Source organism: Microbacterium sp. ABR10, from assembly GCF_057812175.1.
In genome coordinates this window covers 3,270,684-3,282,919 of record NZ_CM173821.1, presented here as the reverse complement: position 1 = coordinate 3,282,919, position 12,236 = coordinate 3,270,684, and the positions used below count along the sequence as shown (strand labels likewise).

General features: G+C 67.8%; 14 protein-coding genes. 9 read left to right on the top strand and 5 right to left on the bottom strand.

Annotation, left to right across the window (positions count from 1 at the left end):
* The first annotated feature begins 47 nt into the window (after positions 1-47).
* Positions 48-1,223, top strand: coding sequence for a DNA cytosine methyltransferase (locus tag ACXKZF_RS15155; RefSeq protein WP_488984761.1), 1,176 nt, complete (start codon positions 48-50; stop codon positions 1,221-1,223).
* Between the two features lie 890 nt (positions 1,224-2,113).
* Here ACXKZF_RS15155 and ACXKZF_RS15150 read toward each other — a convergent pair.
* Complete coding sequence (locus tag ACXKZF_RS15150; RefSeq protein WP_488984760.1) at positions 2,114-2,293, bottom strand: hypothetical protein; 180 nt, start codon at positions 2,291-2,293, stop codon at positions 2,114-2,116.
* Positions 2,294-2,507: 214 nt separating this feature from the next.
* On the opposite strand from ACXKZF_RS15150, the gene ACXKZF_RS15145 reads away from it, so the two are divergent.
* The 4 genes from ACXKZF_RS15145 to ACXKZF_RS15130 all read left to right on the top strand — a co-directional run bounded on the left by ACXKZF_RS15145 (position 2,508) and on the right by ACXKZF_RS15130 (position 5,325).
* Positions 2,508-2,699 carry a hypothetical protein gene (locus ACXKZF_RS15145; RefSeq protein ID WP_488984759.1) on the top strand — a complete coding sequence of 64 codons (192 nt, stop codon included), beginning with the start codon at positions 2,508-2,510 and terminating at the stop codon, positions 2,697-2,699.
* A gap of 127 nt (positions 2,700-2,826) precedes the next feature.
* Entirely contained in the window at positions 2,827-3,657 is an 831-nt protein-coding gene (locus ACXKZF_RS15140; RefSeq protein ID WP_488984758.1) for a helix-turn-helix domain-containing protein, read from the top strand.
* 212 nt (positions 3,658-3,869) lie between these two features.
* On the top strand, positions 3,870-4,121 hold the full coding sequence (locus tag ACXKZF_RS15135; RefSeq protein WP_488984757.1) for a hypothetical protein: 252 nt from the start codon (positions 3,870-3,872) through the stop codon (positions 4,119-4,121).
* 376 nt (positions 4,122-4,497) lie between these two features.
* The gene (locus ACXKZF_RS15130) at positions 4,498-5,325 is read left to right on the top strand and encodes an AbiV family abortive infection protein (protein ID WP_488984756.1); all 828 of its coding nucleotides are present in this window, start codon (positions 4,498-4,500) and stop codon (positions 5,323-5,325) included.
* A gap of 163 nt (positions 5,326-5,488) precedes the next feature.
* On the opposite strand, the gene ACXKZF_RS15125 is transcribed toward ACXKZF_RS15130, so the two are convergent.
* Both ACXKZF_RS15125 and ACXKZF_RS15120 read right to left on the bottom strand, forming a co-directional pair.
* Complete coding sequence (locus ACXKZF_RS15125; RefSeq protein WP_488984755.1) at positions 5,489-5,848, bottom strand: hypothetical protein; 360 nt, start codon at positions 5,846-5,848, stop codon at positions 5,489-5,491.
* A gap of 36 nt (positions 5,849-5,884) precedes the next feature.
* Positions 5,885-6,649 carry a hypothetical protein gene (locus ACXKZF_RS15120; RefSeq protein ID WP_488984754.1) on the bottom strand — a complete coding sequence of 255 codons (765 nt, stop codon included), beginning with the start codon at positions 6,647-6,649 and terminating at the stop codon, positions 5,885-5,887.
* A 604-nt stretch (positions 6,650-7,253) separates the two neighbouring features.
* Here ACXKZF_RS15120 and ACXKZF_RS15115 point away from each other — a divergent pair.
* A complete protein-coding gene (locus ACXKZF_RS15115; RefSeq protein WP_488984753.1) occupies positions 7,254-8,651 on the top strand; it encodes an RNA-guided endonuclease InsQ/TnpB family protein in 1,398 nt (465 codons plus the stop codon).
* Positions 8,652-8,797: 146 nt separating this feature from the next.
* Positions 8,798-9,172: a hypothetical protein gene (locus ACXKZF_RS15110; protein ID WP_488984752.1), complete on the top strand. Its 375-nt coding sequence runs from the start codon at positions 8,798-8,800 to the stop codon at positions 9,170-9,172.
* Between the two features lie 36 nt (positions 9,173-9,208).
* On the opposite strand, the gene ACXKZF_RS15105 is transcribed toward ACXKZF_RS15110, so the two are convergent.
* Both ACXKZF_RS15105 and ACXKZF_RS15100 read right to left on the bottom strand, forming a co-directional pair.
* Positions 9,209-9,418, bottom strand: coding sequence for a multidrug transporter (locus tag ACXKZF_RS15105; RefSeq protein WP_488984751.1), 210 nt, complete (start codon positions 9,416-9,418; stop codon positions 9,209-9,211).
* Between the two features lie 5 nt (positions 9,419-9,423).
* On the bottom strand, positions 9,424-10,236 hold the full coding sequence (locus ACXKZF_RS15100) for an SDR family oxidoreductase (protein WP_055951885.1): 813 nt from the start codon (positions 10,234-10,236) through the stop codon (positions 9,424-9,426).
* A gap of 98 nt (positions 10,237-10,334) precedes the next feature.
* On the opposite strand from ACXKZF_RS15100, the gene menC reads away from it, so the two are divergent.
* Positions 10,335-11,468 (top strand): o-succinylbenzoate synthase, encoded by a 1,134-nt coding sequence (gene menC / locus ACXKZF_RS15095; RefSeq protein WP_488984750.1) that lies wholly within the window; start codon positions 10,335-10,337, stop codon positions 11,466-11,468.
* Positions 11,465-12,181 (top strand): hypothetical protein, encoded by a 717-nt coding sequence (locus ACXKZF_RS15090; protein WP_488984749.1) that lies wholly within the window; start codon positions 11,465-11,467, stop codon positions 12,179-12,181. The genes menC and ACXKZF_RS15090 overlap by 4 nt, the downstream gene beginning before the upstream one ends.
* Positions 12,182-12,236 lie beyond the last annotated feature (55 nt).

Genomic DNA, 12,236 nt, shown 5'->3' with positions numbered 1-12,236 from the left:
GATCATTCCGGCGTACTCTCGGAGGGGTGCCCTCTACACTCCGAACCGTGACGTCGGCGTCGTCGCTGCGTCGTAAAACGCGACCCCGTTTCGCTTCAGGGCAGCGTCAGATCCGTGTGGTGGACCTCTTCTCCGGATGCGGAGGTCTCACCCTCGGGGTGGCACAAGCCGCGCGGGCTGCCGACGTCGCTTTGGATGTGCGTCTTGCGCTGGATTTCGAGAAGGCGGCCGCGGATGTGTACGCGGCCAACTTCCCGGAAGCGCACGTGGTGCACGGATCGGTCGAGGACATCTTCGGCGGCGACCTCGGCGCCGAACCCACCGCGAGGGAGAAGCAGGAGCGCGACCGCGTCGGGAAGGTGCATCTGCTGCTCGGCGGTCCGCCGTGCCAGGGGCACAGCAACCTGAACAACAGGACCCGCCGCTCGGACCCGAAGAACGAGCTGTACGCGCGGATGGCGCGCGCCGCGGCCGTATTGGAACCGTCGGTCGTGCTGATCGAGAATGTCCCGTCGGTCAGATACGACACCGCCGATGTGGTGCAGACGACTGTGGACCATCTCGAGACGCTCGGCTACGTCGTCGCGTCGAGCGTGGTGGGTCTGCACGCCCTCGGCGTCGCTCAGAGCAGACGCCGCCACGTCCTCATCGCCTCCCGAGTGGAGGAGGTCATCCCCTCCGACGTCCTCGGCTGGCTCACCAGCCACCGTCCCTCCGACGAGCACGACCTCCGGTGGGCAATCGGGGACCTCCTGGACCTCGGTGAACGCGACGGGTACGACCGCATCCCGCAGGCGAACGAGGTCAACCTGGCACGGATGCGCTACCTGCTCGACAACGATCTGTACGACCTCCCCAACTCGGAACGCCCCGAATGCCATCGGGATGTGCACAGCTACAAGTCGATGTACGGCAGGCTGAGGTGGGACGAGCCTGCACAGACCATCACCAGCGGGTTCGGGAGCATCGGGCAGGGCCGATACATGCACCCCAGTCGGTTACGCGCGCTCACCGCCCATGAGGCGGCGCGTATCCAGGGTTTCCCCGACTATTTCGACTTCTCCGGCGTGAGCAAGCGCGGCGAACTCGCCACGATGATCGGTAACGCGGTTCCGCCGGCTCTCACCCGCGAGGTCGCGACGCAGGTGATCCCTGCCCTCCTCGCATCGGAGGAAGCCGTCGTACAGGAGATCGGGCAGCCCGGTCTGCAGCGTGCCGGCTGACTCACATCGACTCGAGGATCTTGCTCATCTCGGCTCGCAGATGACGTTGGGATGCGGCGCGGGTCTGCGCCTCGGTCCGGTAGGCGCCGGTCCCGGACGAACCAGCTCCGCACGCGCAAGACCATCGGGTTGACCCCGGGTGCCATTCCAAGCTGATGGCGTGCTCGACGCGCAACCTGCTCACCGCGTGCTCGAACGCTTCCGGCGTCGTGGGGCTCGCAATGTCGCGGCCGGGTGTCTCGGGCTCTGAGGGGTTCCGTCGGTCCATACGACACCTATGCGCGGTCTGTCGAAAGGATCGCCCCACCGCCGGGAGGCCCGTTCGAGTCCTCCCCCCGCCCCGCTCGGGTGGAATGGTTCCGTTGTCGGCCACTGCCCGATGAGGATGAGCGCCATACCGCCGACGCTGACGCAGCCTGGGCGGAGGAGATGGCCTCCGCGATCCCCCGGCATCTCGAACGACGGCCTGCAAGATGGCCTACGGCGCTCGCTCCGTGCCGCGATCCGTCGGGTACCATCGGGACCCGTCGATAGCGGGCTTAGGCGAAGAGGCGGTTCTCGACGTCTACGAGGACCACCCCCGACGTGTGCGTACGCCGGGCATGGCACGTGCCAGCGGCCTGACCGTCTCGCCCAGTGTCTCCACGACTTCGCCGACCTCGGCCGGATCTCCTCGCCGACATCCGGATGGTGCCTGCATGGGGCCGCGTGTCGGTCAATCGCTATTGCAGGGTGTGCCGTCGGCACGGTCCGCGTAAGCCGTCGAAGGCTGTGCAATGCAGTCGATGGTCCTGAGCTCAGCGTTCGCACTCGTCAGCTGGCCAAGCCACTCCGGACGTGCTTCCGGGGGAGGGGGAGTAGTCGTCCGCTGTGCGTACCCGGAATCAGAGTCAGATGTCCTGTGCGGCGGGGAGGATGGCCAGGTCTCGGAAGTTGACGTGGCGGGGTCGGGTAAGCATGAAGTGCACTGCGTCCGCGACGTCCTCGGGCAGGATCCCGGTGTGCGCGCCGAGGCGTTCCTGCACCCGGGGGTCGACGTCCGTGAAGCCCCAGAGGTCGGTCAGTACCATCCCCGGCGCCACCTGGCCCACTATCGGCGGCATCGCGCACGCTGTCGAGCAACGCCCCTGGGCCGGGCGAGATGGGCAACCGCGCGCACGGTACCAACGGCATCGGTCCCGCCTGGGTGCCGCCCCGAGCGAGCGGGTGAAGGCGGGTGAACCGCGTGGTGAGATTCCCGTCAACAGCGTCGCGCGTCCGAAGACGGGTCATACGGTCGGTGCTATGACGAACCCTGAGAGCATGGATGCCCGCGCTGTTGCGCGCCGCCTCGGCATCCGGGCAGCGACCCTTCGCGCCTGGAACGACTCCGGCGTCGGTCCCCTGCCCGACGAGCGCGAGCGTTATCGCGCCGACGCCGTCTCAGCCTGGATGGAGGAGATCGCCTCCGCCACCCTCATGAGTACCCAGGACTGAGACGAACTGCCCGCGGAATCACGAGGCTCCGCCAACTGCTCCCGAACCTTGCGCATGAGGTGGCCTGGGCGTAGACAGTCCATATGTACATGGTGTCCGTACGAAGGTCGGCTCACGGGGAATGGTCGTGACCGACGTGGACGATGGCCCCGGCACGGCGGGGGTGGCGACGGTCCCGTCTCCGGCGCTGCTGGTGCCGCTGGTCTCGCAGATCCCGTCCGGCTGGTGGCAACGGGTCGAAGCGCCCCGCGGATGGTGGTTCGTCCTGCACCAATTGCATGAGGACCTCTTGGCTATCGACTCGGGGTACGAACTGCGGCGTGCCGCGCGAGTCGACAACGAACTGCTCTACCTAACCTTCACCGCCGTCGGCGGAGTGGATTTTGCCGGGCGCATCGCGCAAGCGCAGGGTGCTGTCCGACAGGTGTGCGAAACGTGCGGCGGTCTGGGCAGATCGCGGACAAGGTCACGAACAGTGCGCTGCGACCTGCATTGGCATCCGCTGAGCGCGGCGGAGAAAGCCGCTCTGTCGAGCGCCGACATCCCGCACGCCTGGTTCCGTGTTGGAGTCGAGATCGGAAACGAGGCCGGTGTCGCGCGTCGCGGGGTGGAAGCCAGACGTGCCGCCTCAGCTCATCTGACAGAGCGCGACGCGGCCGAGCTGTTGCACGTCAGCGTCCGCCGGGTCCGCGAGATGTTCGAGCAAGGTCGCCTGGCCGGAGCTGATCATGACGGACGGGTGGTCTATCCGAGGTGGCAGGTAGCAGACGACGGGCACCTCCTCCCCGGCCTCCCGGCGGTGATCAACGCTGCGGATGACCTGGATGCCCGGACGCTGCAAGCGATCATGGAGAACGTCGACGCAGAGCTCGACGGTCTCTCGCCGGCGCGGTGGCTAGCTCGGGGGCGTCCGCTCGAGCCGGTCTTGAAATCCCTCGAGAAGTGGTGGTGGACATGAGCGCTGGAGGACGTCCGCGGCACCGCATCGAGTCCCATGGGGGGCAAAAGGTGAGAGCTCAAGGGAGAACCGACCGATCACGGCGAGAGCGCGCCGGAGGTGAGCTGAGCCCGTGGGCCGACATCATCGGTCCGTGCTACAACACCGAGAGCTTCGGCAGGGTCCTCGCGGCCTCGAAGAGCGCTGTCTCGGACGCGGTAGTGGAGGGTCAGGTGCTGCATCTGCGGACGTCTGACGGTCACGATCTGTTCCCCGCCTTCCAGGTGCGAGCGGGCCACGTGCACCCCGACCTCTGGCGGGTGCTCGACGTGCTCCGTACCGGTATCGACGACCCGTGGACATGGGCGCAGTGGCTCAACACCGCCGACGACACGGGCGAAACTGAAATGGACCGGCTCTGGGAAGGCGACCTGGCCAGCGTGCTCCGCGAGGCGGGTCACGACGCCGCGGCATGGCGTTCGTGACGTGCGTAGGGGGGCACCTTCGTAGCCCAAGGCCCCATCGCTATCTCGAGCGGATGACCGGGGTCAGACTTCGGCTTCCCGAAGAGCGGTCTTCTGGGTTCGATACGGGGCACAGCGGATGGGGACATCGGCGACGCGACGCTTGTCATCCGAGCGTTCAGGACGTGGGCAAGCATTTCTCATAGGAACGTCCGTGACTCAGTGGGGGGCCCGTTTGGGTGGACCTCCACCATGAGGGCACGGAGATCTTGGTCGAGGTCGTGGAAGAACCAAGCCACAATCAGATTCTTTTCTGTCATTCGGGAGCCAGCTTTTCAAAGGCCCGTTCAATTCCGGGCAGGCGCAGATGAGTCCTCTCGAGCGGATACTCGTATGCATGGCCCGTCGAAGACTCCCCGAGCTGTCCGCGCCCCAAGTTGTCCGCCTGACAGACGAACTTCTCGCAAACGCCGAGCGCCTGCTGCAATCCGCGGTCGCGGTCCTCGAGGTGGGTCAAGTCGGACTCGCACGCGCATTGGCCACGCTGGGAATGGAGGAGTCGGGAAAGGCAATTGCTCTTCACGAACGCCGTGTCACTATCGTTCGAGCCAGAGAGGGCGAAGCCTTTGTCGATGCGTCCTTGCGCGAACTGTGGAACTCCCACACGAGGAAGCTTGCCGCGGTTCATCGTTTTCTGAGAGACGAGGAGTACTGGTTCGGGACGGAGTCGTCCGATCCTGAGGAGAACGCTGCCGCACTCGGCGCCATCGAGGAATGGATCCGGGCGCATGACGACGCGAAGCAGCAGGGCTTCTACGTTGACGTCGACGAGAACGGGGAAGCGCTTCCGCCTTCGAGGGAAACTGACGCGGAGACAGTCAGACAGGTGCTCTCTTATGTGAATCAGATCGGATGGCAGTTGCGGCTCGGCGAACATATCGAGGGCAAAGCGCAGCTAGATGTAGAGCGGACGGTGCCACCTGCGTCTCCGGAAAAAATCGCGGCCTTCCTCGGAGCCATGCCGAAAATAGACTCTCAGTTCCAGGCCGTGGTGAGAGACGAGCTTGCAAGGGGGAGGCCCGGTGGAAGTGTTCGGAACGCCGCCTACCGCTTCACGCTCCCCGAGGACCCGTCCACGACCATGGGCGCGCTTGGACACGAAGCTGAGGACCGCGAGCTCCTTCGTCTGGCGGAAGAAGATGACGACAACCTCACCACTGGCTAACGTCACGAGCCGACTTCACGCGAACAGCTTCACCACGGTGTGAAGTCGCTGAGCCGTGGTCGATCTTTACGGACTAGCTAAGCGCGGTTAGCAACAGAGGCCGCTGGACGCCCGCCGAGAGGGGACTGGGTTCGCGCGCACGGCGGATCAAGCTGTTCCCGGTTCACCGTTCGTACTCGGCGCGCTCGTAGACGGCATCCAAACTGCTGCGGCGCTCAGCCTGTGACAACACGCCCAGGAAGACCGCCATGTTCCTCATCTCCGCGGCGTGCTCGCTGTCCTCCGTCAGTAGCGTCTCTACCGTGCTGAGATCGCGCTCGTTCAACACTCGCAACCATTCGTAGAGCATCCCGCGGGCATCTCCGCGAGTGTTGGCAAGCATCTTCTTCGCGCCAGCGATACCCAGCCCCAGGACGCGGTCGGGGTCAACCTTCGACCGGCTCTTTACCGCCTCGTGCAACGCGAGACTTACGGAATACTTGCGGTCGTGACGAACAGGGGAGGGGGCCATGTGGTTGTCCATGCGCGGTCCCTCCTCAGCTCGGCTCGCCACCCGATGTTAACGCCAGAGCCTCCCGGCGCGCGCCCCGCCTTTAACCCGGCACCTAAGGACGCGACGAGCTGACGCGGTGTCGGCGTACCGGCCATCACCCGCAAGCCGCCGTTGGCGCAGTTCGTCCAGGGCCCGGTGGCCTGCGCTGCGTTCCCGCGTGCTCACTCTGACCGCGAGGTCGGCGGCGATTACCGCGAGGGGCATGACGCCGTCAACGACGGCGGGCGCGGTGTTGTCGTAGAGGATGTCCGGGCCGGCGGGGTCGGCCACCATGAAGTGCGCGGACGCGTAGCGGTCTGCGTCCACGCCCCGGGGGAGGTATCCGCACACGTGCCGGGTGTCGTCCATAAGACCGACCCCCAGCAAACTCGCCGCGGCGCGCCCCGTGCTGATGAGGTCCTTGCTCGCGTTCACGGCGTTGGCCGCCCGGTAGCGATGCGGCCGGGTTCGACCGGACACCGCCCGTGCAATCTCCTCCGCACTCCACGCGCGGAGCCGCTTGTGCACGCGCCACAGGGTCGACGGGGACAGCCACGTGGCGTCCAGGTCGCTGAGCTCCCATAGAAGGCCCCACGCGGTTGCGGACGACATACGGCCGCCACTTCCCCGCGGCGCGGCGGCCTCGTAATGGAGCACCGAGTCGGAGTTGGCGAGCCAGGCGCCGGAGGACAACTTCCTGCCAGCGATGGTGCCGCTAGCATGCAGGTAAATGGCGTGACGGTGCGAGACGCCGAGGCGGGACGCCAGCTCTGTCGTCGTCAGGTCGACCATCTCAGAGAACCTCCAGGTGTGGAACCATACTGACATCGGGGGAGATCCCGCCGTGCGCGGTGTCTGGCGTGCAGGAGCGCTTGCGGAGGCCACCGCTCGACGCCAACCGGCAAAGGCCGGGCTGCAGTTAACCGCGTGAATAGCAGTGTCGCGACACCCCTACGATTTCCTGAAATTGCTTCCCGCCGCGTACATGGTCCATATGTCGAACGGGACCGCGCATGAGCCGGGGGTGACCCCCACACTCCCCGCGGGCTATAGCCACGGCACCACCCGCGCGTATCGCCACTGCCGTCCGGCGTGCGCGGAGTGCCGGGCCGCCAACTCAGCTGCCGCCGCAGAACGCCGCGAAGCGCGGTTGGCCGCGGGCATGCCCAACGACGCGCACGGGAAGGCAAGCGGGTACACCTTCTGGAACTGTCGCTGCCGACGGTGCAAGAAGGCCTGGCGCTCCACGCCAGCAGGTCAGAAGCGGAGAACGAGGGTCAAACCGAGTCTCGCCGATATGCCCGCGGACGAACACGGGACGCCCCGCGGGCATCGGTACTGGGGGTGCAAGTGCCCCGACTGCGCGGCAGTCGGCACTGCCCTGCGTGCTGAGCTGGTGGCACGTCGCCGCGCTTCACCGGAGGGACCGTTCTCAATCCGGCGCTACCGGTACCGCATCCACCCGGAGCCAGCAGCGCAGGCGGCCCTGCGTCGTGTGTTCGGGTCGTGCCGCTTCGTCTACAACTCCTACATCGCGCTCGCGCGAACCCTATTCGAGAACGGTGGGAAGCACCCTTCGGGTTTCGAAGCGACGAAGACGCTGGTCACGGGGGCTCGGAAGGCTGAGGCAACGGCATGGTTGAGCGAGGTCGCCCATTCCGTTCTATCCGCGTCTGTGCACGACGCGGCAGACGCCTACACGCGCTTCTTCGACTCAGCGGCCGGCCGCATCGCGGGCCGACGCGTTGGACGCCCCCACTTCAAGTCGCGCCGCACTGCTCGACAGGCGGCGCGCTATCCGGAGAACTCGTTCACCATCCGCGGAGGGTGGCAGAACTCGCGAGGAGGCGGTGGGCGACTGCACCTGGCGAACATCGACCAGGACATCCGTGTGAACTGGCATCGCGAGCTTCCCGGCTACCCGTCTGCCGTCACCATCACGGCGGATGCCGATGGGACGTTCTGGGCATCATTCATCGTCCGCGTGCCCAAGGCTCCGGTGAAGACACCGACCCGTCAGCCCCGCACGGCTGGGGTGGACGTCGGCCTCAACGACTACGCGGCCATCGCCTACTCGGATGGGACCCGCGAAAAGATCGCAAACCCCAGATACTTCCGCGCAGCAGAGGACAAGCTCCGACGTGCGGATAAAGCACTGGCTCGCAAGCAGCAAGGAAGTAACAACTACGCGGAAGCGAAGCGAGCCCGCGCCCGCGCTCACCGTCGCGTAGCCAACCTCCGTCAGAACCATGCCAGGCAACTCGCCTCGAAACTCAGCCGCGAAAACCAAGCGGTCGTCATCGAGACGCTCAACGTTGCGGGGATGGCGAAGACGACACTCGGCAAGAGCGTCAACGACGCGGGCTGGTCACAGTTCGTGTCGTACCTCGACGAGGCGTGCACGCGCAAAGGCGTGTCGCTCTCACGAGTACAGCGCTTTTATCCGTCATCGCAGATCTGCTCGAGCTGTGGGACGAACGGCGGGCGGAAGGCCCTCGCCGTCCGAACGTGGGAGTGCGACTCCTGTCGAGCGAACCTCGACCGCGACTACAACGCGGCCGTGAACATCCTTGCCGCGGGGCCCGCGGTCAATGCCTGTGGACGGGACGTGAGACTCCAGCTCGCTGGAGCAGACCCGGGCGAAGCAGGAAGCCCCCGATCCGGGGTGCGCGCGAGCGCATCGCGCAGGCGGAAGCGTGTCAGTCGACCGGTGGTCGGCGGGGGCGTGCAGGCAAGTTCAGACCCGCGGAATCACAGTGATCTGCGGGACGTCGTGGAAAACGGTGCGGCCTAACGTGGAAAACGTTGGAAGCCCGCTTCTGCGACCCCTTGTCCCGTATGGGATCGGGGAAAAACTGAACATCCCTGCCCGGCCACCAGGGTCGCGGTCTCGGCCGTCAGCTGAAGGAGCATCAGCGTGCCTGGGCGCTCGAACGGGGCGTGGGGCACATCACCTGGACGTTCGACCCGCTGGTCGCCCGCAACGCCTACTTCAACCTCGCGGTGCTCGGCGCTCGCGCGACGGAGTACCTCGTCGACCACTACGGGGCGATGGCGGATGCCGTGAACCGCGGCGACGAGTCGGATCGGCTCATGGTGAAATGGGCGCTCGCGGAGCCGCCCGGGCCGAGGCCGACGGATGCCGAGACCCTCGCCGTCGTGGCCGTACCCGCCGACATCGAAGCCCTCCGTCGGAGCGACCCCCCGGCCGCCGCCGAGTGGCGCCGGCGCATGCGCGACGATCTCGGCGGGCACCTGGCATCCGGTCACCGGATCGGCGGCTTCGACCGCCGCGGCTACCTGATCGTGAGGTGATGCGCGGGGGCGTCGCATCGGCTCGCCCCCGCACGGTCACTGCTCGCTGATCGGCACGTCTTCCTCGGCCGCCGGGTCGCCCTGACCCGGGCCCGGGCGCACGGCCGCGTCGTCACGCACGTCGATGCGGGTGACGCCATCGTGGTGACTCACGTCGAAACGGGGCGCGGCGTCTTCCTCCGTCGCCTTCGGGGCACTCGTGAGCTGGTCGTGGCGGTTCTCTTCGAAGCTCTTCTCGTCGCTCATCGTTCTCACTCCTCGCCGGCCGAACGCCAGGCGTCCGACTCCATGTGAGAGCCCGCCTGCGGGCCCATGTGCAGCATCCCGCCGTCGACGACCCAGCTCGCGCCCGTCACGTACGAGCCCGACGGCGACGCGAGGAAACGGATGACGTCGGCGATCTCCTCGGGCTTGCCGGGGCGGCCGAGGGGGATGCCGGGGCGGTGGATGCGATCGGCGTCCTCCGCCGACATGTCGTTGATGGGGGTGGCGATCTCCCCAGGGGCGACGGCGTTCGCCGTGATCCCGTACTGGCCGAGCTCGAGGGCCATCGTCTTGATCAGACCGCCGACGCCGTGCTTCGCGGCGACGTACGGTGCCGATCCGACGCGCGGCTGGTGCTCGTGCACGCTCGACACGACGATGAGCCGTCCGCCGTTGCCGGCCTTCACCATGCGCCGGGCCGCGGTGTGCAGGGCGAGGAACGCGCCGTCGAGGTTGAGCGAGATGTCGGTGCGCCAGGTGTCGAAGTCGAGGTCGAGGAACGAGCCGCCGATACCGCCGCCGGCGTTGTTGACGAACACGTCGAGACCGCCGAGCTCGTCGGCCATGGCGTTGACGGCATCCGGGACCGCGTCGAAATCGGTCGCATCGAACTGCGCGACGGTCGCGCGCGACCCGCGGGCACGCACTTCGTCGGCGACCTTCTCGGCGCCGTCCTTGTCGGAGTGGTAGGTGATCGCGACGTCGAGACCGGCGTCGGCGAGGGCGAGGGCGGTGGCCGCGCCGATGCCCGAGTCGGATCCGGTGACGATCGCGTGGCGGGGGGTGAAGTCGTCGCTCATTTTCCCGACGGTACGCGCGCGGCTTCCCGTCGCCCGCGGCCTTGCCACGGCCCGGCGCGGACGTTACGGTCGCGGTCCGACCCCGCTACCCTGCCCCCATGCCCCTCACCCGCTCCGCTTCGCCCGTGACCCTGGATGCCGTGGAGCTCCGCGTGCTGCAGATCCCCCTCGTGTCGCCCTTCACGACGTCGTTCGGCACCGAGACGGTGCGGGAGGTCATCATCGTCACGGCCGAGACGCCCGACGGACGCGGGTGGGGCGAGGTCGTCACGCAGTCGGAGCCGTCGTACTCCAGCGAGTACACGCAGGGCGCGTGGGACGTGCTCACCCGCTTCCTCGCCCCGGCCCTGTTGCAGCGCCGCACGCTCGCGCCCGAAGAGGTCGGCGGCATCCTCGACCGGGTCATCGGGCACCGCATGGCCAAGGCGGGTCTCGAGCTCGCCGTCATCGACGCGGCCCTCCGCGCCGAGGGCCTCAGCTTCGCGCGGTACCTCGGCGCCGAGAAAGACAGGGTTCCCTCGGGGGTCTCGGTCGGCATCCAGCGCGATCCCGCCGCCCTCGTCGACGCCGTCGGCGGCTACCTCGATGAGGGGTACGTGCGCATCAAGATCAAGATCAAGCCCGGTCGCGACGTCGACGACACCGCCGCCGTGCGGGCGGCGTTCGGCGCGATCCCGCTGCAGGTCGACGCCAACTCGGCCTACACGCTCCAGGATGCCGAACTCCTCGCCGAGCTGGACCGCTTCGACCTGCTGCTGATCGAGCAACCCCTGCAGGAAGACGACATGGTCGATCACGCCACCCTCGCGAAACGTCTGACCACCCCGGTGTGCCTCGACGAATCGATCGTGTCCGACAAGGCGGCCGCCGATGCGCTGGCGTTGGGGTCGGCGGCGATTCTCAACATCAAGGCCGGACGTGTCGGCGGGTACCTCGAGGCCGTCGCGATCCACGATCGCGCCCGAGCCGCCGGCATCCCGGTCTGGTGCGGCGGCATGCTCGAGACCGGGATCGGACGCGCCGCCAACGCCGCCCTCGCCGCGCTCCCGGGGTTCACGCTGCCGGGAGACATCTCGGCATCCGCCCGCTTCTACGAACGCGACATCGTCACCGAGCCGGCGGTGCTCGAAGACGGGCACGTGCGCGTGCCCACCGGCCCGGGCCTCGGTGTCGAGATCGACGCGGCGGCGCTGGAGGCCTTCACCGTGCGCCGCGAGCGGATCACGCGGTGAGACGGACCCGGCACGACGCCGGCGGACGTCACGGCCTCGGCGAGACCGATCGCGACGACGTACCGTGGGGCCGGTCGGCCGTGGACGGCATCCCGATCCCGCCGTTCGCGGAGGCCGCGGCCCACCGCACCTACCTGCGGTCGTTGCAGACGTTCGTGCTGCTGCTCGACGCGGGCGACCCGTCGGCAGCGACCATCGCGCTCGCCGCCGCCCTCGAGGCCGAGGTTCCGCGGGCGGCCACCGAGGCCCCGCGCTTGTCGTCGCTGGCGCTCGGCGTGAGCATGTCGATCTTCTTCCCGGCGCCCTGGACTCCCGAGGCGCTCGCGCTCGCCCTCGACGGGTCCGGCTACGGCACGCCCATTCGCAGCCGGGGCGGCTGGTCGTGGGGCGGCGATCCCGATTACACGGCGACGCGCGGTCGGCCGGGGTGGCGGATCGAGCGCCAGGAGCGCGGGTCGCGCACGTACGCGACGCTGCCGGACGACGGCGACCTGGTGCTGCTGTGGATGGACATGTTCCGAGGCCGCTTCCCGTATCCGATCGCGCACACACCCGCCGGCTCCGTGCCCCCGCCCGAGGCGCTCGCCGCGGCCGCCCGGGCGACCCTCGCCGCCCACTCCGTGAACGTCGCGATGCCCTACCTGCAGGGGTGGCGGAGGGAACGCGACCGAGCGGCGGGGAACGGGCCGGGCGAGACCGGCCCGCTTCGATAAACTGGATGCCGCGCACTCGCGCACGATCCCCACATCTTTGCGACCATTGGAGCCA

Coding starts and splice junctions, on each gene's coding strand:
- ACXKZF_RS15150 (WP_488984760.1), bottom strand. CDS start 2,293: ATGGTACTGACCGACCTCTGGGGCTTCACGGACGTCGACCCCCGGGTG.
- ACXKZF_RS15145 (WP_488984759.1), top strand. CDS start 2,508: ATGACGAACCCTGAGAGCATGGATGCCCGCGCTGTTGCGCGCCGCCTC.
- ACXKZF_RS15130 (WP_488984756.1), top strand. CDS start 4,498: ATGGCCCGTCGAAGACTCCCCGAGCTGTCCGCGCCCCAAGTTGTCCGC.
- ACXKZF_RS15125 (WP_488984755.1), bottom strand. CDS start 5,848: ATGGACAACCACATGGCCCCCTCCCCTGTTCGTCACGACCGCAAGTAT.
- ACXKZF_RS15120 (WP_488984754.1), bottom strand. CDS start 6,649: ATGGTCGACCTGACGACGACAGAGCTGGCGTCCCGCCTCGGCGTCTCG.
- ACXKZF_RS15105 (WP_488984751.1), bottom strand. CDS start 9,418: ATGAGCGACGAGAAGAGCTTCGAAGAGAACCGCCACGACCAGCTCACG.
- ACXKZF_RS15100 (WP_055951885.1), bottom strand. CDS start 10,236: ATGAGCGACGACTTCACCCCCCGCCACGCGATCGTCACCGGATCCGAC.
- menC (WP_488984750.1), top strand. CDS start 10,335: ATGCCCCTCACCCGCTCCGCTTCGCCCGTGACCCTGGATGCCGTGGAG.